General features: G+C 74.9%; 23 protein-coding genes. 10 read left to right on the top strand and 13 right to left on the bottom strand.

Annotated elements, in window-relative coordinates; translation table 11 throughout:
- Positions 1-4: 4 nt before the first annotated feature.
- Positions 5-1,300: an extracellular solute-binding protein gene (locus ACWPWW_RS11055; protein WP_454050349.1), complete on the bottom strand. Its 1,296-nt coding sequence runs from the start codon at positions 1,298-1,300 to the stop codon at positions 5-7.
- Positions 1,301-1,593: 293 nt separating this feature from the next.
- Between ACWPWW_RS11055 and ACWPWW_RS11050 the strand changes: the two genes are divergently transcribed.
- Positions 1,594-2,634: a LacI family DNA-binding transcriptional regulator gene (locus ACWPWW_RS11050; protein WP_454050348.1), complete on the top strand. Its 1,041-nt coding sequence runs from the start codon at positions 1,594-1,596 to the stop codon at positions 2,632-2,634.
- Here the strand turns inward: ACWPWW_RS11050 and ACWPWW_RS11045 are convergent.
- On the bottom strand, positions 2,609-3,433 hold the full coding sequence (locus ACWPWW_RS11045; RefSeq protein ID WP_454050347.1) for an SDR family NAD(P)-dependent oxidoreductase: 825 nt from the start codon (positions 3,431-3,433) through the stop codon (positions 2,609-2,611). The genes ACWPWW_RS11050 and ACWPWW_RS11045 overlap by 26 nt on opposite strands.
- Before the next feature lie 136 nt (positions 3,434-3,569).
- Here ACWPWW_RS11045 and ACWPWW_RS11040 point away from each other — a divergent pair, with 136 nt between their 5' ends.
- Entirely contained in the window at positions 3,570-4,850 is a 1,281-nt protein-coding gene (locus tag ACWPWW_RS11040; RefSeq protein WP_454050440.1) for an alpha/beta fold hydrolase, read from the top strand.
- A 147-nt stretch (positions 4,851-4,997) separates the two neighbouring features.
- On the opposite strand, the gene ACWPWW_RS11035 is transcribed toward ACWPWW_RS11040, so the two are convergent.
- The 5 genes from ACWPWW_RS11035 to ACWPWW_RS11015 are packed head-to-tail and all read right to left on the bottom strand — an operon-like array spanning position 4,998 to position 10,216.
- Entirely contained in the window at positions 4,998-6,758 is a 1,761-nt protein-coding gene (locus tag ACWPWW_RS11035; RefSeq protein WP_454050346.1) for an alpha-amylase family protein, read from the bottom strand.
- A complete protein-coding gene (locus tag ACWPWW_RS11030) occupies positions 6,755-7,807 on the bottom strand; it encodes a TIGR03885 family FMN-dependent LLM class oxidoreductase (protein ID WP_454050345.1) in 1,053 nt (350 codons plus the stop codon). Before ACWPWW_RS11030 ends, ACWPWW_RS11035 begins: the two co-directional genes overlap by 4 nt.
- A gap of 44 nt (positions 7,808-7,851) precedes the next feature.
- Positions 7,852-8,490, bottom strand: a complete 639-nt coding sequence (locus tag ACWPWW_RS11025) for an Lrp/AsnC family transcriptional regulator (protein ID WP_454050344.1) — start codon at positions 8,488-8,490, stop codon at positions 7,852-7,854.
- Positions 8,478-9,245: an LLM class flavin-dependent oxidoreductase gene (locus tag ACWPWW_RS11020; RefSeq protein WP_454050343.1), complete on the bottom strand. Its 768-nt coding sequence runs from the start codon at positions 9,243-9,245 to the stop codon at positions 8,478-8,480. The genes ACWPWW_RS11025 and ACWPWW_RS11020 overlap by 13 nt, the downstream gene beginning before the upstream one ends.
- Positions 9,242-10,216: an LLM class flavin-dependent oxidoreductase gene (locus tag ACWPWW_RS11015; protein WP_454050342.1), complete on the bottom strand. Its 975-nt coding sequence runs from the start codon at positions 10,214-10,216 to the stop codon at positions 9,242-9,244. Before ACWPWW_RS11015 ends, ACWPWW_RS11020 begins: the two co-directional genes overlap by 4 nt.
- Positions 10,217-10,346: 130 nt before the next feature.
- On the opposite strand from ACWPWW_RS11015, the gene ACWPWW_RS11010 reads away from it, so the two are divergent.
- From ACWPWW_RS11010 to ACWPWW_RS11000, 3 genes are read left to right on the top strand one after another with little or no spacing between them, the layout of a single operon-like run.
- Positions 10,347-11,102 (top strand): SDR family NAD(P)-dependent oxidoreductase, encoded by a 756-nt coding sequence (locus ACWPWW_RS11010; protein ID WP_454050341.1) that lies wholly within the window; start codon positions 10,347-10,349, stop codon positions 11,100-11,102.
- Complete coding sequence (locus ACWPWW_RS11005) at positions 11,099-11,851, top strand: SDR family NAD(P)-dependent oxidoreductase (RefSeq protein ID WP_454050340.1); 753 nt, start codon at positions 11,099-11,101, stop codon at positions 11,849-11,851. The genes ACWPWW_RS11010 and ACWPWW_RS11005 overlap by 4 nt, the downstream gene beginning before the upstream one ends.
- Entirely contained in the window at positions 11,848-12,732 is an 885-nt protein-coding gene (locus ACWPWW_RS11000) for a TIGR03619 family F420-dependent LLM class oxidoreductase (RefSeq protein ID WP_454050339.1), read from the top strand. The genes ACWPWW_RS11005 and ACWPWW_RS11000 overlap by 4 nt, the downstream gene beginning before the upstream one ends.
- Positions 12,733-12,747: 15 nt before the next feature.
- On the opposite strand, the gene ACWPWW_RS10995 is transcribed toward ACWPWW_RS11000, so the two are convergent.
- Entirely contained in the window at positions 12,748-13,518 is a 771-nt protein-coding gene (locus ACWPWW_RS10995) for an aldolase/citrate lyase family protein (RefSeq protein ID WP_454050338.1), read from the bottom strand.
- Positions 13,519-13,687: 169 nt separating this feature from the next.
- Here ACWPWW_RS10995 and ACWPWW_RS10990 point away from each other — a divergent pair, with 169 nt between their 5' ends.
- The 5 genes from ACWPWW_RS10990 to ACWPWW_RS10970 all read left to right on the top strand — a co-directional run bounded on the left by ACWPWW_RS10990 (position 13,688) and on the right by ACWPWW_RS10970 (position 17,989).
- Positions 13,688-14,908, top strand: coding sequence for a pyridoxal phosphate-dependent aminotransferase (locus ACWPWW_RS10990; protein WP_454050337.1), 1,221 nt, complete (start codon positions 13,688-13,690; stop codon positions 14,906-14,908).
- Positions 14,905-15,726 carry an amino acid ABC transporter ATP-binding protein gene (locus tag ACWPWW_RS10985; RefSeq protein ID WP_454050336.1) on the top strand — a complete coding sequence of 274 codons (822 nt, stop codon included), beginning with the start codon at positions 14,905-14,907 and terminating at the stop codon, positions 15,724-15,726. The genes ACWPWW_RS10990 and ACWPWW_RS10985 overlap by 4 nt, the downstream gene beginning before the upstream one ends.
- Positions 15,726-16,472, top strand: a complete 747-nt coding sequence (locus ACWPWW_RS10980; protein ID WP_454050335.1) for an amino acid ABC transporter permease — start codon at positions 15,726-15,728, stop codon at positions 16,470-16,472. The genes ACWPWW_RS10985 and ACWPWW_RS10980 overlap by 1 nt, the downstream gene beginning before the upstream one ends.
- A gap of 49 nt (positions 16,473-16,521) precedes the next feature.
- The gene (locus tag ACWPWW_RS10975; RefSeq protein ID WP_454050334.1) at positions 16,522-17,388 is read left to right on the top strand and encodes an ABC transporter substrate-binding protein; all 867 of its coding nucleotides are present in this window, start codon (positions 16,522-16,524) and stop codon (positions 17,386-17,388) included.
- Between the two features lie 172 nt (positions 17,389-17,560).
- Entirely contained in the window at positions 17,561-17,989 is a 429-nt protein-coding gene (locus ACWPWW_RS10970) for a hypothetical protein (RefSeq protein WP_454050333.1), read from the top strand.
- A 40-nt stretch (positions 17,990-18,029) separates the two neighbouring features.
- On the opposite strand, the gene ACWPWW_RS10965 is transcribed toward ACWPWW_RS10970, so the two are convergent.
- The 5 genes from ACWPWW_RS10965 to ACWPWW_RS10945 all read right to left on the bottom strand — a co-directional run bounded on the left by ACWPWW_RS10965 (position 18,030) and on the right by ACWPWW_RS10945 (position 22,640).
- Positions 18,030-18,308: a hypothetical protein gene (locus tag ACWPWW_RS10965; RefSeq protein ID WP_454050332.1), complete on the bottom strand. Its 279-nt coding sequence runs from the start codon at positions 18,306-18,308 to the stop codon at positions 18,030-18,032.
- Positions 18,309-18,461: 153 nt separating this feature from the next.
- Positions 18,462-18,782 (bottom strand): hypothetical protein, encoded by a 321-nt coding sequence (locus ACWPWW_RS10960; RefSeq protein ID WP_454050331.1) that lies wholly within the window; start codon positions 18,780-18,782, stop codon positions 18,462-18,464.
- Positions 18,775-18,957, bottom strand: a complete 183-nt coding sequence (locus ACWPWW_RS10955; RefSeq protein ID WP_454050330.1) for a hypothetical protein — start codon at positions 18,955-18,957, stop codon at positions 18,775-18,777. The genes ACWPWW_RS10960 and ACWPWW_RS10955 overlap by 8 nt, the downstream gene beginning before the upstream one ends.
- Positions 18,958-19,086: 129 nt before the next feature.
- Positions 19,087-20,409 (bottom strand): glycosyltransferase, encoded by a 1,323-nt coding sequence (locus tag ACWPWW_RS10950; protein ID WP_454050329.1) that lies wholly within the window; start codon positions 20,407-20,409, stop codon positions 19,087-19,089.
- The gene (locus ACWPWW_RS10945; protein WP_454050328.1) at positions 20,406-22,640 is read right to left on the bottom strand and encodes a glycoside hydrolase domain-containing protein; all 2,235 of its coding nucleotides are present in this window, start codon (positions 22,638-22,640) and stop codon (positions 20,406-20,408) included. The genes ACWPWW_RS10950 and ACWPWW_RS10945 overlap by 4 nt, the downstream gene beginning before the upstream one ends.
- Between the last annotated feature and the right edge of the window lie 69 nt (positions 22,641-22,709).

The following is a 22,709-nucleotide window of genomic DNA, read 5'->3' as shown; positions in this document are numbered from 1 at the left end:
CTGGCTACTCCTTGGCTGCGGCCGCGTTGACGGCGTCCACGATCCCGGCGGCGTCACCGTTGCCGGCGAGCATCTCGACGACGCCCGCGTTCAGCGCGTTGCCGACGTTCTGGCCGAACATCGTGTCGAGCCACACCGTGACGTAGGCGGCGTCGTTGTAGGACGCGAGCACGTCCGTGAGGGCCGGGTCCGTGACGACGCCCTGCGCCTCCTTGCTGGCGGGCAGCGTCACGAACGCCTCCGCGTAGCCCTCCTGGTACTCCTTCTGCATGAAGAAGTTGAGGAAGTCGGCGCACTCCGGCGGGGCCTCCGCCGAGCAGGTGAAGCCGTCGACGCCGCCCATCATGGCGGTGGGGTCGCCGTCGCCGCCGTCGACTGCCGGGAACGGGAACCAGCCGAGGTCGGCCAGCGGCTGCTGGTCCGGCGTGAGCGAGGCGATGACGCCCGGGTCCCAGGCGCCCATGAGCTCCATGGCGGCCTGGTGGTTGGCGACGAGGCCCGCCGACGAGCCGGCGCCCTGCTGGGCGGTGGTCGTCAGGTAGCCCTCGTTGAACGGCTCGGTCCCGGCGAACTCCTCCAGGTCCTCACCGGCCGCGGTCCAGCACGGGTCGTCGAAGGACATCTCCTTGGCGGCGGTGTCCATCGTCTCCTGCGAGCACTCGCGCAGGGCGAAGAAGTAGTACCAGTGCGCCGCGGGCCACGCGTCCTTGGCGCCCAGCGCGATCGGGGAGATCCCCGCCGCCTTGAGCTGGGTGACGGCGTCGTCCAGCTCGGCGAACGTCGTCGGCGTGCCGGTGATGCCGGCCTGCGCGAACAGGTCCTTGCTGTAGTAGATGCCGCCCGGCAGCACGGCGGTGGGCATGCCGTACACCTTGCCGTCGACGGAGAAGGCGTTGAGGGCCGCGTCGCCGACCGCCTCGCGGGTGGCGTCGTCGATCAGGTCGGTGATGTCCATCGCCTGGCCGGCCTCGACCACGTCGGCGAGCTTGCCGCCGCCGCGCGCCATGAAGATGTCCGGGGCGTCGCCCGAGTTCAGGGCGGTCTGCAGCTTGCCGTCCATGTCCTCGTTCTGGATGGACTGGACCGTGATCGTGACGCCGGGGTTGGCCTCCTCGAAGTCGGCGACCGTGTCCTCCCAGTACGCCTTGCCGTCGCCGGTGGTCGAGTTGTGCCAGAACGTCATCTCGACGTCCCCGTCACCACCCGAGCCGGAGTCGTCGCCGCCGGAGCCGCAGGCACTCAGGCCCAGTGCGCCCAGGAGGAGGACGGCCGGGACCGCCAAGGTCTTCCTTGCCTTCATGGATCTGCCCTCTTCGTTGAGTTGAACAGAGTCGTCCGGGCGTCCCGGGAGGGACGTCGGAGGTACGGGCGCGGGTGTCGGCCGGGGGGCCGGACGACGCCGTGCGCCGAGCGCGCTCAGTGGCGTCGCGTGCGGCCCGACCGACTGCCGGACCGGTGACGCACGTGGTCGTGGCGGTCCATGGCGGGGCTCCTCGTCGTCGCTGACTGGGGTTGCAGGGCCGACTCTGGCAGCCGTCCGACCGGCGTGTCAACCGATGTCGATAACGGTTTCGCAACCGCTACGATCGGCAGATGAGGAACCGGGTCACGATCACCGACGTCGCCCGCGAGGCCGGGGTGTCGGTGGCCACGGTGTCGAAGGTGATCAACGGGCGGGACGGCATCGCCCGCACCACCGCCGAGCACGTCCAGCAGGTCGTCGCCGACCTCGGCTACGAGTCCAGCCTCGTCGCCCGGAGCCTGCGGTCGCACCGCACGCACGTCCTGGGCATCCTCGTGGCCGAGTTCGAGCCGTTCAGCACCGAGATCCTCAAGGGCGCGGGGGCCGCGCTCGCCGGCACGCCCTACGCCCTGCTCGCCTACACGGGCGGCGGCGGCCGCGCCGGGACGCCCGGGTGGGAGCAGCGGTACCTCTCCCGGCTGAGCGGCACGCTCATCGACGGCGCGGTGCTGGTCACGCCGACCGTCGTCGCGGTGGACGCCGGCGTCCCCGTGGTCGCCGTCGACCCGCACGCCGGCCCGGGCGGGCTGCCCACGGTCGACTCCGACAACCAGCACGGTGCGGTGCTGGCCGTCCGGCACCTGCTCGCGCTCGGGCACCGGCGGATCGGTCTGCTCGGCGGCCGGCCCGACCTCGAGTCGTCCCGGCTGCGCGAGGCCGGCTACCGGCAGGCGCTCGCGGAGGCGGGCGTCGAGGTGGACCCGCGGCTGGTGCAGGTCGCGGAGTACCAGCGCGCCGCCGCGGCGGGGCCGGTCGCGGCGATGCTCGCGCTCGACGACCCGCCGACCGCCGTGTTCGCGGCCAACGACCTGTCGGCGATGGGCATCCTGGACACGGCGGCGGCCCTCGGGCTCCGGGTCCCGGAGGACCTGTCGGTCGTCGGCTTCGACGACATCCCGGAGTCGGCGTCCACCACGCCCGCCCTGACCACCGTGCGGCAGGAGATCCAGGAGATGGGCGCGCGCGCGGTCGACCTGCTCGTCCGGCTCGTCGAGGGGGAGCCCGCCGACGGGCACCACCTGCGGCTGCCGACCACGCTGGTGGCCCGCCGGTCGACCGCGCCGCCGCCGGCCGGCCCCGGAGCGGTCAGAGCCCGACGAGCGCCGCGCTGACGTCCCACAGCCGCCGGGCGAGGTCCGCGTCGGCGGCCTGCGGCGGCGGCACGGCCAGCCGGTCCTCCTCGTAGTAGCCGCCGGGCTGCCAGTCGGCGCCGGGGGTGCCCCGGGCGAGCCACGTGAGGTGCGCGCCGCCCTCCTCGGGCGTGATCGTCAGCAGCCGGCGCAGCGGCGTGTGGTAGACGAACCGCATGAGGTGCGTCGTCTCGCGCGCGAAGCTGGTCGCGACGACGCCGGGGTGGAACGCGACGGCCGCGAGGCCCTGGTCGCCGTACCGCCGGTCCAGCTCCACCGTGTGCAGCACGTTCGCGAGCTTCGCGTCCCCGTAGGCCTTCTGCGGCGTGTACGCGCGGCTGTTGCCGAGGTCGCCGGTGTCCAGGGCGCCCCAGGCCCGGGCCGCGACGCTCGACGTCTGGATGACGGACGCCCGGCTCGCGACCAGGGTCGGCAGCAGCAGGTGCGTGAGCAGGAACGGCGCCAGGTGGTTCACCTGCAGCGTGCGCTCGAACCCGTCGGCGGTCTCCTCGCGGCGGCCCATGATGCCGCCCGCGTTGTTGGCCAGGACGTCGATCCGCGGGTACGCGTCCTGCAGCTCGCCCGCGAGCCGGCGGACCTGGCCCAGGTCGGCGAAGTCCGCCAGGTGGTGCGGCGCCCCGAGGTCCGCCGCCAGCGCCGCGGTGCGCTCCGGTGAGCGGCCGACCAGGACCACCCGCTCGCCCGCGGCCGCGAGCTGCCGGGCCGACGCGGCGCCGATCCCGTCGCTCGCACCCGTGATCACGATCGTCCGCCCGGTCACGCGTCCTCCGCTCGCCGTCGCCCCGCCACGGCCCGGGCCGAGGTCCCGGAGAGCCTAGGGTGCTGGCGTGACCCCCGCCTCCTCGGACGCCCGACGCCGCACCCGCACCTCCGCGACCCGCACCTCGGCCGCGCGCCTGATCCCGCCGGTGCTCGTGCGGGACCACCGGGTGCGGGTCCCCGTCGACCGGGAGCACCCCAACCGGTACCCCCACCTCGAGGTGTTCGCCCGCGAGCTCGTCGACCCCACCCGGGACGCCGAGGACCTCCCGCTGCTCCTGTTCCTGCAGGGTGGGCCCGGCGGCATGGGTCCGCGGCCGCTCGGCGGCGGGTGGTGGACGACGGCGCTGCGGACGCACCGCGTCGTGCTGCTCGACCAGCGCGGCACCGGCCGGTCGTCCCGCGTCGACTGGCGCACGCTCGACCGGTTCGAGACCGCGGAGGAGGCCGCGGACTACCTGGCGTGCTTCCGGGCGGACGCGGTCGTCGAGGACGCCGAGGCCGTCCGCCGCGGCATCTACGGCGGGCGGCGGTGGGCCACCCTCGGGCAGTCCTACGGCGGGTTCCTCACGCTGACCTACCTGTCCCGGCACCCCGAGGCGCTGACCGCCTGCTACGTCACCGGCGGCCTGCCCGGCATCGCCGCGACCGCCGAGGACGTCTACGCCCGCACCTTCTCGCGGCAGGCCGCGCGGAACGCCGCGTTCGCGCGCCGCCACCCCGAGGACGTCGCCCTGCTCGGCGCGCTCGCCGACCGGCTGGCGGCCGGCGACGTGCGGCTCCCCGACGGCGACCCGTTCACCGTGCAGCGGCTGCAGACCCTGGGGATGCCGCTCGGGATGAGCACGGGCGTCGACGCCCTGCACTGGCTGCTCGACACCGTCGACCTGGACGGCGACGGCGTGCCCGACGACGCGTTCGCGCTCGCGGTGCAGACGCAGACCGGGTTCGACGCCAACCCGCTCTACGCCGTGCTGCAGGAGGTCATCTACCACCAGGGCGACCGCGAGGGCGGCTGGGCGGCGCAGGCCGAGCTCGACCGCCGCCCGGAGCTCGACCCCGCCGCCCGGCCGCTCGGGCTGACGGGCGAGGCCGTGTTCCCGTGGATGTTCGCCGACGTGCGGGCGCTGCGCCCCTTCCGGGAGGCGGCCGAGGCGCTCGCCGCCCGGACCTCGTGGCCCGCGCTGTACGACCCCGAGCGGCTGGCCGCCAACGAGGTGCCCGTCGCGGCCGTGCAGTACGCGGACGACCCCTACGTGGACCTGGACCTCGCGCTCGGCACGGCGGACGCCGTCGGCAACGCGCAGGTGTGGGTCACCAACGAGTACCTGCACGACGGCCTGCGGGCCGCGGGCGACGTCATCCTGCCCCGGCTCACGGACCTCGCGGCCGGCCGCTGGACGGTCACCCGGCCCTGACCCGCGCCCTGCGCGCCCGCGCCCTGCGCGCCCGCGCCCTGCGCGCCCGCGCCCGCCGAGGGTGCATAAGCTGCGGCGACCTGCCCGGAATGTCCGGGGGTTGCTGCACCCTCGGCACCGGCACCGGCACCGGGCCGGGGCGCGGGCTCAGAGCAGCCGGCGCGAGCCCGGACGCACGACGCGCATCCAGCGGTACCCGTAGGCCGGCAGCTCCACCTCCAGCCGGCCGTCCGGCCCGACCTCGCACGACGCGTCCTCGAGCAGATCGACCAGCCGCACGGGCTCGTCGTCGCGGGCGTCGCTCGCCGCCGTCGCGGTGCCGTCGGCCGGCCCCGCCTCGCCGGGTGCGCGCTCGGCGTCGGGCAGGTGCAGCGGCACGGTCAGCGCGTCCGGCCCGAGGTTGTGCAACGCGATCATCGACGCGTCCTGCCAGGTCGACCGGTGCGCCAGCACCGACGCGTGCGGCTGGTCGAGGATCTCGGCCCGCGTCGCCCAGCCCAGCTCCGGGCACTCCCGGTACCGGCGGATCAGCGTCTGGACGAACGCGAGCAGCGAGTCCGGGTCGCGCCGCTGGTCGGCGACGTTGACGTGCTGCGGTGCGTACCCGTCGTCGACCACCGGGCCCGACAGCGTGCGCGCGGGCGCCGCCGAGAACCCGCCGTTGGTGCCCGACGTCCACTGCATCGGCGTGCGCACCGCGAGGCGGCCGTCGGCGGCGAGGTTCTCGCCCATGCCGATCTCCTCGCCGTAGAACAGCACCGGCGTGCCCGGCAGCGTGAAGAGCAGCGAGTAGACCATCCGGACCCGCCGCGGGTCCCCGCCCAGCATCGGCGGCAGCCGCCGGCGCAGGCCGCGGCCGTACAGCTGCATGTCCTCCTCCGGCCCGAACGCGGCGAACACCTCGGCCCGCTCGTCGTCGGCCAGCTTGTCCAGGGTCAGCTCGTCGTGGTTCCGGACGAACGTCGCCCACTGCGCGTCGTGCGGGATCTCCGGCCGGTCGCGCAGGGCCTGGGCCAGCGGGCCGGCGTCGGCCCGCGCCAGGGACAGGTACATCCGCTGCATCGCGATGAAGTCGAACTGCAGCGTGAGCTCGTCCCCGTCGGCGGACCCGTCGCCGTCGTGGTCGCCGAAGAACAGCCGCTGCTCCTCGTACGGCAGGTTCACCTCGCCCATCAGGATGGAGTCGCCCGTGCGGCGGGACAGGAACGCCCGCAGCGCCTGGAGGAACTCGTGCGGGTGCTCGATGTCGTCGGCGGGGGCGTTCGCCGCGTCCGACAGCATGAACGGCACCGCGTCCACCCGGAACCCGGCCAGCCCGAGCTCGGCCCAGTAGCCGACCACCTTGGCGATCGCGTCGCGGACCTGCGGGTTCGCGGTGTTCAGGTCGGGCTGGTGCCGGTAGAACCGGTGCCGGTACCAGGCCCCGGCCTTGTCGTCCCAGGTCCAGATGCCCTCCTCCTGGTCCGGGAAGATCACCTGGTCCTTGGTCGGGGGCGGGGCGTCCGTCCGCCAGACGTAGAAGTCCCGGAACGGGCTGTCCGGGCTGCTGCGCGCGGACCGGAACCACGGGTGCCGGTCGGAGGTGTGGTTGACGACCAGGTCGACGATCACGCGGATGCCGCGGTCCCGGGCCGTCCGGATGAGCTCGACCAGGTCACCGGCGTCGCCCAGGCGCGGGTCCACGCCGTAGAAGTCGGTGATGTCGTAGCCGTCGTCCCGGTCGGCCGTCGGGTAGAACGGCATCAGCCACAGGCAGGTGATCCCCAGGTCGGCCAGGTGGTCCAGGCGCTGCACCAGGCCGGGGAGGTCGCCGATGCCGTCGTCGTTCCAGTCCATGAACGTCTCGACGTCCAAGCAGTAGACGACGGCGTTCTTCCACCACAGGTCACCGGTGTCGCGGATCCTCACGCGTCGACCTCCCCGGTGCCCGACTCCAGGCCCTGCAGGGCGGGGAGCAGGTGCTCGGCGGCCAGGTCGATGAAGGAGTCCAGCGACGACGGCGGGTGCGTGACCGTCGGCGTCGCGTCGTCGTGCTTGCCGTGGTCCGGGCTGACGTCGGTCGCGACCTGGTGCAGGTAGACCTCGTCGAACCCGATCCCGGCCAGCTCGACCAGGCGGTCCCGCAGGCGCGCCGGGTCGTGCTCGATCACCACCGCGGTGCCGAGGGTGTCGTCATCGACGGTCCTCGCGAGCTCGTCGAACGCCTCCGGGCTCGCGAGGTCCCACGCGGCCGGCGGGCCCGCCGCGTTCCCCGCCCACTGCTCCCGGGCGAGGCGCCACGCCTCCGCCGGGTCGGTCGCGTAGGAGACGTGCACCTGCAGGGAGATCGGGCCGCGGCCCCCGGCGTCGCGGTACTCGCCGACCACGCGGCGGAGCTTCTCGGGTGCCTGGTTCACCGTCACCAGGCCGTCCGCCCAGTCCGCGTGGGCACGGGCGGTCTCGGCCGTCACCGCGGGGCCGATCAGGCGCGGCGGCACGTCGGGCAGCGTCCACAGCTGGGCGTGGTCGACGGTCACCAGCCCGTGGTGCGTGACCTCCTCGCCGGCCAGCAGCGCCCGGATCACCTGCACGCACTCCCGCAGCCGGGCGTCCCGCTCCGGCTTGGGCGGCCACGGGTCGCCCGTGATGTGCTCGTTCATGTTCTCGCCCGAGCCGAGCGCGACCCAGAACCGGCCCGGGTACATCGACGCCAGCGTCGCCGCCGCCTGGGCGACCACCGCCGGGTGGTACCGCTGCCCGGGCGCGTTCACCACCCCGAACGGCAGCCGGGTCGTGGCCATGGCCGAGCCCAGCCACGTCCAGGCGAAGCCGGAGTGGCCCTGGTTGGTGCTCCACGGTGCCCAGTGGTCGGAGCACATCGCGGCGTCGAAGCCCGCCTCCTCCGCGTGCTGGGTCGCGGCGAGGAGCGCGCTGGGGTGGACCTGCTCGTGCGAGTTGTGGAAGCCGACACGGGTCATGCCGACGTTCCTACCGGCTCCGGGGCGGGTCCGCGCGGCGAGCGTCAGTCGACCGCGTCGTCCTCGCCGTCGGCCAGCAGCCGCTGGAGCAGGCTCTCGCCGCGGACCTCGCCCAGGCTGAGGAAGGTCTCGATGCGCTGCAGGCCGTCGATCTGCCAGAGCGACTCCAGCAGCACCTCCTGCAGGTGGGCGTGGTCCCGCAGCCGCAGCCGGGCGATGAGGTCGTAGGCGCCGGTCACCGCGACCAGCTCCTCGAGCTCCGGGACCTCCCGGAGGTCCGCGAGGATCTGCGCGAGGTCCGCACCCGGCGCGATGCTGATCGGGATGTAGGCCAGCACCGGGAAGCCGAGCGCGGCCCAGTCCACCGACACCGTGTAGCCGCGGATCACGCCGGCCCGCTCCAGGCGGGCGATGCGCTCGCCGACTGCGGGGCCGGACATCTTGATCTCGCGCGCGAGCTGGCGCTGCGACGCGCGCGGGTCGGCAGCGAGGCGGCGCACCAGCTCGCGGTCGATGTCGTCGAGCGGGACCGCGGGGCCCTGCCGCTCGATGAACCCCGCCAGGCCCGACATCGAGCCGCGCCGGGCGGGTGCGGGTCGCGGGGTACGGCGGCCCGTCCCGGCGCGGCGCGGCGTCGGGGGCACGGCGGGGGTCGTGGGCTCGTCCGGGGTCACGGGGTCCACGACGCGGGCAGCTCGGCCTCGGCCATGATGCGCGGGAACCCGGGCATCGACACCTCCGGTTGCAGGTAGCGGGCGACGTACAGCCCGAAGAATGCTCCAGGTGCGACACCCGACGCATCCCGACCCGCCGTGCCCGGCGGACGGACCAGCAGGTGGGTCGCACCGGCGTCGGACCAGGCGGTCACGAGGGCGCGGTCGTGCTCCAGGTCGCCGGTGAGGTCGGCGACCCCCGGCTGCACCTGGACGTCGGTGCGGACCTCGGCCGGGTCGGTGGCCAGCACGGGCAGCGCGGCACCCGGGACCGCGCGCGTCAGCCACACGGGCACGTCGACCTGCGCCGGGACGGGCGTGACGGCGATGCGGTCGGGCATCCCCGGGCCCATCACGCCGCTGGGGACGGTCCACCGGGCGCCGCGGTGCTGCACGGGGCGGCCGGACCAGCAGGCGCGCAGCAGCGCCAGGTCCTCCGCGGCGGCGGAGTCGTCCAGCGTGCCGGGGTCGACCAGCACCACCACGCGGCCCGCGCTGAGGTGGTCCAGGACGGCGACCTCCTCCGCGAGCGTGACCGGGTGCTCCGTGCCGAGCACGACGCGGACCAGCACGCGGGTGTCCCGCGTCAGCGCGGCGACCGCGGCCGCCGCGCCGGAGCCGACGTCGGACGGGCCGTCGGCGTCCTCCAGCAGGACGCCGAACAGGCCGGCGCTGGCCGCGGGGACGACGTCCCCGGGCTCGGTGAGCAGGGCGCCGATCCTCATGCTGCCTCCACGTGCTCCAGCTGCGGCAGCACCTCGTCGGCCATCCGGCCGAGCATGTGGCGCACCGCGGGCGCGGGCGCGCCCTCGATGATGACCCGGAGGACGACGTCGTCGACCCCGGCGGCGTGCACCTCCCGCAGACCGTCGGCGACCATGCCCGCGGGGCCGACGATCGACGTCGCGACCGCCTGGGCGACCGCCTTGTCCAGGTCGGCGCGGAAGTCCATCGCCTCGGTGGACTCCTGCTGCGCGACGCTCCAGCCGAGCCCGGCGTACAGGACGTAGCTCGCGCGCTGCCAGTCCAGGACGGCCTCGGCCTCGTGCCGGTCGTCGGTGAGCCAGACGTTGCGCAGCGCCGACACGCGGGGCCGGGTCCCGCCGGGGCGGCCGGCCCGCTCCCACCCCTCGCGGTGCGCGGCGGCGAGCTCCGCGACCAGCGACAGCGGGTTGGCACCGGACAGCAGGATCCCCTGGCCGCGTGCGCCGGCCCGGGCGACGCCCTTCGGGGTGGCCGACCCGTTCCAGATCGTGGCACCGGCCGGCACGGCCAGCCGCTGCAGCTCGGCCAGACCCTCGCGGTGCGCGGCGACCCGGTCCTGGCGGCGCACGCCCTTGCCGTCGAACTCCACGTCGCGGTAACCCAGCCCGACGCCGACGTCGAGGCGGCCGCCGGAGCGCCGCGCGACGTCCGCGGACAGGCGGGCGGCCCGGCCGGCGTCCTGCAGCGGCAGCAGCATCATCCCGGTGCCGACACGCAGCCGGCTGGTGGCGGCGAGCAGGCCGGCGGCCACCGGCAGCAGCGCCGGGCAGTAGCCGTCGTAGAAGAAGTGGTGCTCCGAGAGCCACATCCCGTCGTAGCCCCAGTCCTCCAGCAGGCGCGCGTCCTCGAGGAGGTCGCGGTAGGGGGTCGTGGGGTGCCGGGGTGTGCTCGCGGTGGCCTGCAGGCAGTAGAGCCCCACGCCGAACTTCACGATGCCGCCTCCTGGGTGTGCCGGTGGGTGTCGATCCGGCGCTCAGCGTACGAGCGCGATGTTTCATCTGTGAGTCATCGTGGCCCATTCGCTTTACATCTGCGTAGCGTGCAGATGCTTCTATGACCACGTGATATCTCCGACTCCGATCGATGCCTCATTCGTCACCGGCGGCGCCAGCGGTCTGGGCCGGGCGGTCTGCCTGCGGCTGGCCGCGCGCGGCGACCGGGTGACGGTCGCCGACCGCGACGGCGACGGCGTGGCCGCGACCGTCGCCCTGGTGCGCGCCGCGGGCGGCCGGGCCGAGGGCGTCGTGCTGGACGTCACCGACGCGGAGGCCGTCCGGGCGGCCGTGGTGGAGGCCGACGCCGCTGCACCGCTGACCACCGCGGTCGCGTGCGCCGGCATCGCGCGGCCCACCTCGGTGCTCGACCGGGACCTCGCGGCGCTCGACGCGACGATGGCCGTCAACGTCCGCGGCGCCTACGCCGTGGTGCAGGCCGCGGCCGCCGCGATGGTGCCGCGCCGCTCCGGCAGCATCGTGACGATCGGCTCCACCTCGTCGTTCACCGCCTCCTCGACGCCGATGCTCGCCTACGACATGTCGAAGGCGGCGGTGCGGATGCTGACGCAGGCCGCGGCCCGGGAGCTCGGGCCGCACGGGGTGCGGGTCAACGGCGTCGCCCCCGGGACGATGGACACCCCGCTGATGCGCGGGCTCGGCGCGGACGACGCGGGTCTGGCCACGCTCGCCGCGGCCCGCATCCCGCTGGGGCGGCTGGGCCTGCCGGAGGAGGTCGCCGAGGCGGTGGCGTTCGTCTCGTCGCCGGGCGCGTCGTACCTGACCGGGCAGATGCTCGTCGTGGACGGGGGGTGGCTGGCGTGACCGCCGCGGACGGCGGGCCGGCCCGGGTCGCGCTCGTCACCGGGGCCGGGGCCGGGATCGGCGCGGCGGTCGCCCGCCGCCTCGCCGCACGCGGGGACCGGGTGGTGTGCGTCGACCGGGACGCGGGCGCGGCGGAGTCCGTCGCCCGCGAGGTCGACGGGCTCGCGGTCGCCGCGGACGTCACCGCCGCCGGGGTGGGGGACGACCTGGTCGCGCGCGCCGTGCAGCGGTACGGCCGGCTCGACGCCGTGGTCACCAGCGCCGGGATCGAGCGGACGGGCCCGGCGTCCTCGCTGCCGACCGACACCGTCCGAGAGTCCCTCGCCGTGAACGTGCTCGGCTCGTACGACGTCGCGACGGCCGCGGGCCGCCGGTTCCAGGCCCAGGGCGACGGCGGCCGCGTCGTCCTGGTGGGCTCCGTGAACTCGCTGCGCGCCCTGCCCGGGCAGGCTGCCTACGCCACGTCCAAGGGCGCGGTCCTGATGCTGGCCCGGGCGCTCGCCGTCGACTGGGCGCTGGACGGCATCACGGTCAACGTCGTCGCGCCCGGGGTGACGGACACGGCGATGTCCGCGGGCTCGCTCGGCGACCCGGCCCGGCGCGACGCGCTGCTCTCCCGGGTGCCGATGCGCCGCCCGGCCCGGCCCGAGGACGTCGCCGAGGCGGTCGCCTTCCTGTCCGCGCCGGAGACCGGCTACGTCACCGGCATCTGCCTGCCGGTCGACGGCGGCTGGCTGGCGGCGGGATGAGTCCGTCCCTGGCCGTGGGCGCCAAGCTCCCGCACACCGGTGCTGCGGCCACCGGGGCCGCGGTGCGCGCCGCGGCGGTCGCCCTGGAGGACGCCGGCTTCGACTCGCTGTGGGTCAGCGACCACGTGGTGCTGCCGGGCACGGTCGCCTCGACGTACCCGTTCGCGGCCGACGGCGTCGCGCGGTGGCCGACGGACGTCGCGTACCTGGAGGCCCTGGTGACGTTGACGACGGCCGCCGCGGTGACCAGCCGCGTGCGCCTGGGGACGGCGGTGCTGGTGCTGCCCCTGCGCCAGCCGGTGCTGCTCGCCAAGCAGGCCGCGAGCCTCGACGTGCTCTCCGGCGGCCGCCTGGAGCTCGGCGTCGGGACCGGCTGGCTGCGCGAGGAGTTCGACGCGCTGGGCGTGCCCTTCGAGCGGCGCGGGCGCCTGATGTCGTCCGCGATCGGCCTGCTCCGGGACTGCTGGACCGGCTCCCCGCCCGGGCGGGCCCACGGCGAGCACCTGCTGCCGGGCGGCCTGCTCGTGCTGCCGGCGCCGGAGCGGCCGATCCCGCTGCTGGTCGGCGGCCACTCGCCCGCGGCGCTGCGCCGGGCCGGGGGGCTCGGGGACGGCTGGCTCGCGCAGCAGTCCGCGACCGACCTCGATCCCGTCCGGCTGGCCGACGAGGTCACGCAGGTGCGTGCCCACGCCACGGCGGCGGGGCGCGACCCGGACGCGCTCCGGGTGGTGCTCCGGGTGGCCGACTCGCTCGGCCGGTGCGGCGAGGTCGCGGCCCGGGTGCCCGACCTGATGGCCGCCGGTGTGCACGAGGTCGTGGTCGACACCGACCCGGCGGGCGACCCGGGCGCGGACGTCGCGCTGCTGCGTGCGGCGGCCTGACCGCCGACGGGCGGCTCAGTAGCCGCCGCGCGCGCTCGGCGTCCCGGGCCCGTCCGTGGCCCAGCGGGCCACCGCGTCCTGCGCGGCGGCGGCGAGCAGCCCGGCGTCCGTGCCGACCACGACGTCCGTGAAGCCGAGCTCGACCAGGCGCCCGGCCCGGTCGTGGTCGCCGGCGAACGCACCGGCCCGGACGCCCGCGGCGGCGCACGCCGCGACCACGCCGGGCAGCGGCGCCCCCGGGGCGGCATCCGCGAGCAGGTCGTCCACGGTGCGCCCGAGGGCGAGGGCCAGGTCGAACGGGCCGACGAAGACCATGTCGAGCCCGGGCGTCGCGGCGATCGCGTCGACGACCGCGAGGGCAGCGGCGGTCTCGACCATCACGGCGCAGCGGACCGCGTCGTTCGCGGCCGCGGGCGGCACGGCAGGGCGGCCCACGAGCGGCGCGGCGGGGCCCCAGCTCCGGTGGCCCTGCGGCGGGTAGCGGCACGCGCGCACCGCCGCCGCGGCCTGGTCGGCCGAGTCCACCATCGGCACGATCACGCCGTCCGCGCCGGCGTCGAGCGCGCGGCCGATCCCGGCGGGCCGGTCGTCCGCCAGCCGCACCCAGACCGGGGCGGGGGCGTCGAGCACCGGCAGCACCGCGGCGAGGTCGCCGTCGGACCAGGTGCCGTGCTGGGCGTCGAGGACCAGCCAGCCGGGCCGGGCCGCCGCCAGCAGCCGCAGCGTCGCGGCGTCGGCGAGGCTGCTCCAGAGCCCCACGACCGGATCTGGGGTGTGCAAGATCATGGCGGCAGCCTAACTTGCGATCGGCAGGTCTCGTGGTCCGACGGCTAGCACTTAGCAGGTCCGTTACCCGGCGGGACTTCCGATGTAACACGCGCTGGCTACGTTCGTCCGCATCGGCTCCGCACGAGGTCTCCCGGACGGGAGGCCGGATGCCGCCGAGGAGAGAGAGATGATGAACGTGCCCCGGACCGCGGTCGTCACCGCGCCCCGAACGCCGACGCCCCCGCCGCTCGACCGCGCGCGACGCCTCGCGAGCACGGCCGCCGCGGTCCCCGGGTCGGGCATCCGCGAGATCGTGATGCTCGCCTACGGGCGGACGGACGTCGTGCACCTGGAGATCGGTGAGCCCGACTTCGCCACGCCCGCGCACGTGGTCGCGGCCGGTGACGCCGCCCTCGCCACCGCGAACCGCTACACGCCGAGCGCGGGTGTGCCGGCGCTCCGGGCGGCGATCGCCGAGCGGCTGCACGCCCGGTACGGGCTGGTCGAGGACCCGGAGCGCGTGATCGTCAGCCAGGGAGCGGTGCAGGGTCTGGCGGCCGTGCTGGCCGTCCTGGTGGAGCCCGGCGACGAGGTGCTGGTCCCGGACCCGGCCTGGCCCAACTACGAGATGCAGACCCTGCTGCTCGGCGGCGTCCCGGTGCACTACCCGCTGGACCCCCGGCGCGGCTTCCGGCCCGACCCGGCCGAGGTCGCCGGCCTGATCACCCCGCGGACCCGCGCCCTGGTGCTGAACACGCCGTCCAACCCGACCGGTGCGGTGCTCGAGCCGGAGCTGGTCCGGGCGCTCGTCGAGACCGCCGTCACGCACGGCGTCACCGTGATCGCCGACGAGGTCTACGACGAGATCGTGTTCGAGGGCACCCACGCGAACGCCGCGGCGATCGCCCCCGACGACGTGGTGAGCGTCTTCAGCTTCTCCAAGACCTACGCGATGACCGGCTCGCGGGTGGGCTACCTCACCGCGCCGGCCTGGCTGGCGCCGACCCTGGCGCGGGTGCAGGAGCCGCTCCTGTCGTCCGTGTCCGCCGCGTCCCAGGCCTCCGCCCTCGCCGCGCTGCAGGGTCCGCAGGACGAGGTCGCGGCCATGGTCGAGACCTACCGCGGGCGCCGTGACCTGGTCGTCGGGCGCCTCGCCGCCGCCGGCATCCCCGTCGACCCGCCGGCCGGCGCGTTCTACCTGATGCTGCCGCTGGCCGAGGGCGTCGACTCCCGGACCGCGGCGCTCGACCTGGTCGGCCACGGGGTCGCGCTCGCACCCGGCACCGCGTTCGGGCAGACGGCCCGCAGCCACCTGCGGCTGTCGCTCGCGTCGTCGGCCGAGGACCTGACCACCGGCGTCGACCGGTTCACCGCCTGGTACGTGGCGACCGACGGAGGTGCCCGATGAGCGTCCACCCGGGAGACATCGTGACCGAGACCCGCACCGCCCCCGCCCACGGGCCGGCCGCCGCCGACCGCCGGCCCGTCATCTCGCTGCGCGGCCTGCGCAAGTCGTTCGGGACGCTCGAGGTGCTCGGCGGCATCGACCTGGACGTGCACCCCGGCGAGCACGTCGTGCTGCTCGGGCCGTCGGGCTCCGGCAAGTCCACCCTGCTGCGCAGCATCAACCTGCTGGAGCGGCCGACGGCGGGCTCGCTCGTCGTCGACGGGCACGAGTACGCCGCGGGGCTGCCTGGCGCGACCCACCCGCGCGGGACGGCGGTGCAGCTGCGGCGGACCGTCGGGATGGTGTTCCAGCAGTTCAACCTGTTCCCGCACCTGACCGCGCTGGACAACGTGACGCTCCCGCTGCGCTCGGTGCGCGGGATGAAGCGGCGGGAGGCCGAGGAGCGCGCCGCGCACGACCTCGACCGCGTCGGGCTGCTCGCGCGGGCCGGCCACTACCCCGCGCAGCTGTCCGGCGGCCAGCAGCAGCGGGTCGCGATCGCCCGCGCCCTGGCCCTGGACCCCCAGGTGATGCTCTTCGACGAGCCGACCTCGGCCCTCGACCCCGAGCTGGTCGGCGAGGTGCTGCGCACCATCCGCGAGGTCGCGGAGTCGGGCATGACGATGGTCGTCGTCACCCACGAGATCGGCTTCGCACGCGAGGTCGGCGACCTCACCGTCTTCCTCGAGCACGGGCAGGTCGTGGAGACCGGCGGCCGCGAGTTCTACACCGAGTGCCGCAGCCAGCGCGCACGTGACTTCCTCCAGGCGGTGAAGTGATGGACTGGTCCCTGATCTGGACCCACCGGCAGGAGCTGGTCGACGGGCTGCTCGTCGCGGTGCGGGTGTCCGCCACGGCGCTCGTCGTCTCGGTCGTCCTCGGCATGGGGCTCGCGCTCCTGCGGATGGCGCGCGCGCCGTTCTCCTGGATCGCCGCGACGTACATCAACGTCTTCCGGGGCATCCCGGCCCTGGTCAGCGTCATCTGGGTCTACTTCGGCATCTCGCTGGCCTTCGGGATCTCGTTCACCGTGTTCCAGGCCGGCGTCATCGCACTGTCCCTGCTGTACAGCGCGTTCCTCGCCGAGATCTTCCGGTCCGCGCTGACGGCCGTGCCGCCGGGCATGAAAGAGGCCGGCCAGGCGCTCGGGCTGCGGCCCGGCCGGATCTTCTTCTCCGTCACGCTGCCGCAGGCCGCCAAGATCGCGCTGCCGAACGTCGGCAGCATGTTCATCGGCATGGTCAAGGACACCTCCACCTTCACGGTGATCGGCCTGCTCGAGGTCGTCCGCGTCACCCAGAACCTGGTGAGCACCACCTTCCAGCCGTTCGTGCTCTACACGGCCGCGGCCGGGATCTACGTCGTCGCGGCGTTCGCCGTCGACTTCCTGTTCCGCCTGGTCGAGAAGCTGCTGTCCAGCCCGCCGCAGGGCCGGATGGCCCGCGCGCTGCGCGCCCGCCGGCGCGCGCGGATCGACGAGCTCATCGCCACCACCACCGACCGCCGCGAGCCCGCTGCGGTGTGACCACGCCGGCGCCGACCCCCCGGCGCCGGGCCGAGAAGGGACCACCCCTGTGCGACTGAACTCACGCCCCGCCCGACGTGCCGGTCTCGTCGGTGCCGCTCTCGCTCTGGCCGGGCTGCTCGCCGCGTGCGGCGGCAGCGCGGACGCCGGCTCGGCCGACGGCTCCACCGCCGCCGGCGACGACCTCGGGCTCCTGACCCCCGGCACCCTCGTCGTCGGCATGAACCTGCAGTTCCCGCCGGAGATGTACCTCGACGAGAACAACGAGCCCGCCGGCTACGACGTGGACCTGCTCAACGCCCTCGCCGACGACCTCGGGGTGGAGCTGGAGATCCAGAACCTCGACTTCAACGGCCTCATCCCCGGCCTGCAGAGCAAGCAGTTCGACCTGGTCTCGGTCGGGCTGACGGCCACCGAGGAGCGGCAGCAGGTCGTCGACTTCTCCCGCGCCTACGTGCCGTACACCAGCGTGCTCGCGGTCGCCGACGGGGACACGACGGACCCGACGATCGAGGCGTACGACACGAGCGGCACCGTCATCACCGCGCTGCAGGGCAGCTCCGGCCAGCAGCTCGCCGAGGACACGTTCGGCAGTGCGACCGTCTCCGGGTTCCCCGACCAGAACGCGGCCCTGCTCGAGGTCGCCACCGGCCGCGCCCAGGCGTCGGTGCTCGAGGACTACATCCTCGCCCAGTACATGAAGGCCAACCCCGGCCAGGTCCAGAAGGCGGACCTGCCCGAGCCGCTCGCCATCGGCTACGGCTCGTGGGCCGTCCAGAAGGGCAACACCGGGCTGGTCGCGGCGCTCGACGAGTTCCTCTGCTCGCAGCAGACCGGTGGCGGCCTGGCCGAGGTGTACGAGGCGAACTTCGAGGTCCCGGCCGACGAGTTCCCGGAGATGCCGTCCGGCTGCTGAGCCCTGAGCCGGTGGCAGCACCGGTCCCGGCACCTGCCCGCACCGGCCGGACGCCTCGCGCGCCCGCCGGTGCGGGCGCCGTGCGGGCGGCGTGCGGGCGCCGTGCGGGCGGCGTCGTGCGGGGAGGGTCGCCCGGACGACGTAGGGTCGTGGGGTGGCGACCTTCTCCGCCGTGACGCGACAGCACATCCTCCAGGCCATGGCCGAGCACGACACCCGCGGTGCCGAGGACTTCCTGGGCGTCTACGGCTACTCCCAGGCAACCGGCAGCACCTTCGACCACGAGGGGCAGCGGTACCCCAGCCTCGCGATCGTCGGGGTCGCGCACCGGTTCGCGACCGGCCGGCTGGCGTCCGTCGACGAGTTCCACGGCGGCGACGCCGCGGTCGAGGCGCTGCTGCGGCGGCGCGGGTTCGACCTCCCCGAGCCGGCGACCGCCCCCGCCGCGGCACCCCGGCGCTCGCGGGCCGCCGCCACCCCTCGTGCCCGGTCGACGGCGCCCGCGAAGCCGCGCACCGTGCAGCGCGAGGAGGTCATCACGCTCTGCCCGACGTGCTCGATGGCGCTGCCCGCGACGGGCATCTGCGACTACTGCGCCTGACGCCGGGCCGACGCGGGCCCGGCCCGGCTCGACGCCGGGGTCAGAGCGCGACCAGCCGATCTCGCTGGTCCCCCGGCGGCGCGGCTGCCGGGGCGGTGACCGCGTAGCCGAGGTCGCCCAGCGCGGCCGCGGCCGACGCCGGGTCGTCGCGGACGGCTGCGCGCAGCTGGGTGCCGCGCCATCGCTCCCGTCCTGTGCGGACGGCGTCCTCCCAGCCGTCGCGGGTGTCCAGCCCGAACTCGCGGACGAGCATCTCGAGCACGTCCTCGAACGCCGGGCGGAACCGGTGCCCGCCGAGCGGGAAGTGCAGGGTCGACACCCGCGGCACGCGCCCACCGCGCGTGGCCGAGGCGCGGGCCCTGCCCCGGTGCCGGGGACCGGCAGCCATCATCGCGAAGACGAGCTCGTCGCGGTGTCCGTGCACGTTCAGGTGGGCGGCCGGGACCTTCCCGTCGCTCGCGGCGTCGTAGTCCTAGCGGAACAGGGGCTCCCGGGTGCCGTCCACCAGGACGGAGACGGAGGACTGCCGGACGGCGGCGAACCGCCGGCTGCGGTCCCAGGCGCACCGGAAGATCGTCTGGAGCCGCAGCACCACCTCGCCGTCGACGCTCAGCGGGATGCCCGCGGTCGGCGCCTGCTCGATCAGGACCGATGGATCGGGGTCGTCCGACCGTTCCACGGTCAGCGGCACGGGGTCGGCCGGGAGGACCCCACGGAGCGTCGCGTCCAGGTCCGAGGCGAACGACGCGGCGAGCCCGTGCAGCGTGGGGTAGTCGCCCCGGGCGTCACTCACCGGCGAGCCAATCGAGCTTCTTGAGCTCCCGCAGGATCGCGTCCTGCTCGGGGGAGAGCTGATAGGTCTCGCCCCGCTCCCGGAGCGTCTCGAGGTCGAGCCCTGACTCAGCCAGGAGCGTGACGCGACGCTCGGCGATCTCCTCCTGGGTCCAGATCCTGACGGTGGATTGCACGGCGACTCCTCAGGTCGTCACAGACGATCCCTCGGGGCGGCCGGCGGATCGACCCCGCACACGCTAGCCACACCGCGCTCTGCGCTGTCCAGCCCCAGTTCGCGGCGCCTCGTCGGCGCGCACGGCGGGTCACACCGCGGGGACCACCTCCGCCACGGCCTCGAGGATCTTGTCCAGCACCACGGTGCGGTCGAACTGCAGCGCGAACTCCCGCGAGGCCGTCGCCCACTCCTCGCGCTCCTCCGGCGCCAGGCCGAGCGACCGGTCCAGGGCCGCCGCGATCGCCGCCGGGTCGTCGACCGGCACGATGATCGCCGTGTCGCCGACGGCCTCGGGGATGCCGCCGGTGTCGGTCGTGATGACCGGTCCGCCGCCGGACAGCATCTTCTCGACCAGCGCGATGCCGAACGTCTCCACGAACTCGGGCCGCGGCTTGCTCGGCAGCACGTAGGCGGCAGCGCCGGCCATCAGGTGCGGCTTCTCGTCGTCGGACACGTCGTCGAGGAACAGCACGCGGTCCGCGACCGGCGACGCGGCGGCGTGCGCGCGCAGCTGGGCGGCCTCGGGACCGTTGCCGGCGATGACGAGCCGGTGGGTACCGGGGGCGCCGCTGGCGGCGTAGCCGTCGATCAGGTCGTCGACGCCCTTGGCCGCCGCGAGCCGCGACAGGTAGAGGACGTAGCCGTCGCGGTCGAGCCCCCGGGCCGCGAGCAGGGCGTCGGTCTCGGCGTCGTCCCGCGCGAGGTACTGCGCGACGTCGACCGCCGGGTAGGAGATGCGCACCCGTTCCCGGCACTGCGCGGCGAACGTCGTGCCGTGCTTCGCGTCGACCGCCTCGGCCTCGCTGATGATGAGGTCGCGGGTGTACTCGGACACCGCGAGGCACACGTCGTGCTCCAGGTAGGAGACGAGCACGTGCGCGGCGGCGCCGAACCGGTCGGCCTCCACCGCGGCGCGGACCACGTTCGTGACGTCGGAGCCGACGGCCTCGGCGACCGTCGTGACGTTCACCGGCAGCCCGGTGCGCCGGGCGACCTGCACGGCGTCGGCGACCGCGGTCGCGTGCGGGCTCAGGTACAGCGACAGCGCGACGGTGGGCACGCCGTCCGTGAACAGCTCGACCAGGCGGCCGATCAGGCCGGCGACGTACCGCCCGTCCGGCACCTTGTAGTCGCCGACGGGGTCGGGCCGCTCGACGATCACGCCCTCCCGGTACGGCATGACCCGGTCGAGCGGCTTCAGCGGCAGCCCCGCCGCCTGCAGCCGGTCGATGGGCCAGGTCACGATGCGGACCTCGTCGAAGCCGCGGTCCAGCGCGGCCTCGGCCAGGTTGCGGGCCTCGCCCGAGTGCCCGCAGATCACCGGGTCCGCGCGGACCACGATGACGAGGCGGCGGTCGACGCGGCGCGGCGGTGCGCCGTCGGTCGGGGTGATGAGCGTCGTGTCGGTCACGGCGTGCCTCCGGGAGGGGTCGTGCGGGCGGTCGATGAGGGGGTGGTGCTGTGCGACGGCGGCCGGGCCGCAGTGTTCCACGGCCCGGGCTCCGGGCCCAGGTCGACCTGCAGGCGACCCCCGGCGTGCAGCTCCGTGCCGGTCAGCCAGGTGCGGTCCAGCTCGACGCCGTCCAGGCGGATGCGCTGCACGTGCTGCGCCGGGCCGTCCGGCTCGGGTTCGACGAACCCCGAGGTCTCGACGGTGAACGCCTTGCCGCCGACGTCGATCCGGGCCTCGCGCCACGCCGGTGCGTTGAGCAGGAACAGATTCTGCCCGGCGACCGGGAACAGCCCCAGCGACGCCCAGACGTACCAGGACGACAGGCCGCCCGAGTCGTCGTTGCCGGGCAGGCCGCCGCGGCCGGTGCCGAACTGCTGCTGCACCACCGCGTGCACGACCTCGGCGGTGCGGTCCGGCCGGCCGGCGTACTGGTAGGCCCAGGGCGCCTCCATGTCCGGCTCGTTGTTCAGGCCCTCGAACCGGTGCAGCCCGTACCCCGCGAGCATCTCGTCCTCGCTCGGCGCGAGCCCCGGCTGCGTGACGGGGTCGGCGCCGAAGCCGAAGAACCGGTCCAGGAGCGCCACGAACGCGTCGTCGCCGCCGGCCAGGTCGATCCGCGCCGCCATGTCGTGCAGCAGCCGGAACGAGTAGTTCCACCGGCCGCCTTCGTAGAACGTGGAGTCGCGGAGCAGCCCCGTCCCGGGGTCGAAGGCGTTCCGCCACCGCCCGGCGAGCGGCGCGAACTGGTCCAGCAGGGTGCGGTCGCCCACCTGCCGCGCGATCACCGACGTGCAGAAGTACCCGAACGCGAGGTCGAGGGTGTGGCTGATCGGGTGCGTGCGGCCGTGCAGCAGGAACTCCTCGCCGTACGTGCGGCGCAGGTCGTTGTGCAGGTGCACCAGCGCCCAGTCCCAGTCGAACGGCAGGCCCAGCGCGCAGAGGTCGGCCAGGAAGGTGTGCGCGAGCGCGCTGCCCTGCCGGGAGAACCGGTCCGCGCCGCGTGCCATGCGGTAGCCGATCGGGAAGTTCCCCTCCTCCTCGGCGATGTGCAGGATCGCTGTCGCGAGCTCGACCGCTTTGTCGGGGACCAGGGCCGTCAGCAGCGGGAGCTGGGTCCGGTAGATGTCCCACATGGTCGCGATGTCGTACGCGAACGGCGTGTCCGTCGGCCAGAACGGGCTCTCGTCCGGGGCGAGGCACGGCTTGATCAGCGAGTGGTAGAGCGCCGTCGCCATCACGGTCTGCTTGCCGGCGTCCGGGGTGTCGACCTGCACCTTGCCGAGGTGCTGCCGCCACGTGTGCGCCGTGCGCGCCCGCCGCTCGGCGAACGACGACGGCCCGGGTCCGCACTCGCGCTGCAGGTTCGCCCGCGCCTGGTCGACCCCGCGCAGCGAGAAGCCGAACCGCAGCTCGACGACCTGACCCGGCTCCGTCGGCCCCGCCCACATCAGGCCGAACGGCCGCAGGGTGGTCGGGCGGATCCGGTCGAAGTCCAGCCGGGTGCCGCCGGGCATCAGCCGCCGGTCGTACCAGAGCAGCTGCCGCCAGTGCGGGGTGTCGCACTCGACGTGGATGGCCAGCGGCGCGCCCTCCACCGTGATCTCGCCCTGGGCGACGCCCGGCTCGAGCGACTCCAGGTGCGCCCGCAGCGGCACGGTGCGCCCGTAGGGGATGTCCAGGCCGCCGAGGCTCAGGTCGATGACCAGCCGCGCGTCGCGGTGCGCGGGGAACGTGTACCGGTGCACGGCGGACTTGGGGCCGACGGTGATCTCGCAGCGGATGCCGGAGTCCAGCGTCGCCGCGTAGTAGCCCGGCTCGGCCCGCTCGTCCGTGACCTCCCAGAGCTGCCCGAGGTCGTCCAGGGGCTGCAGCATCGGGGTGACGCGCACGTAGTTGTAGTACTTGCGGATCGCGCCCGTCCCCGACTGCTGGAAGTGCGTGAAGCCCGACGCGCGCTGCGAGCCGTGCAGCTCCGGCGGCAGCCCCTCGGTCGACAGGTCGTACCGCCCGTAGCCCGTCGGGTACGCGCCCGAGTACGCGCAGGCGCTCACCATGCCCAGCGGGTACGTGGCACCGGGGTGGGTGTTCCCGACCTGCGGCTTGGGCCACCACCACGTGGCGGCGAGGCCGGACTGCGGCGGGAGGGCGGTCGCCTCCGTGCCGATGAAGGGATCGACGTGCTCGAACACCGGCGGGCCCCCTCCTGGTCGTCGGACCGGCTGACGGCCGCCGCGGCGCGACCGGTGGAGGGAACGTAC

Source organism: Cellulomonas sp. Marseille-Q8402, from assembly GCF_965119525.1.
This window is presented reverse-complemented; position numbering and strand designations above follow the sequence as displayed.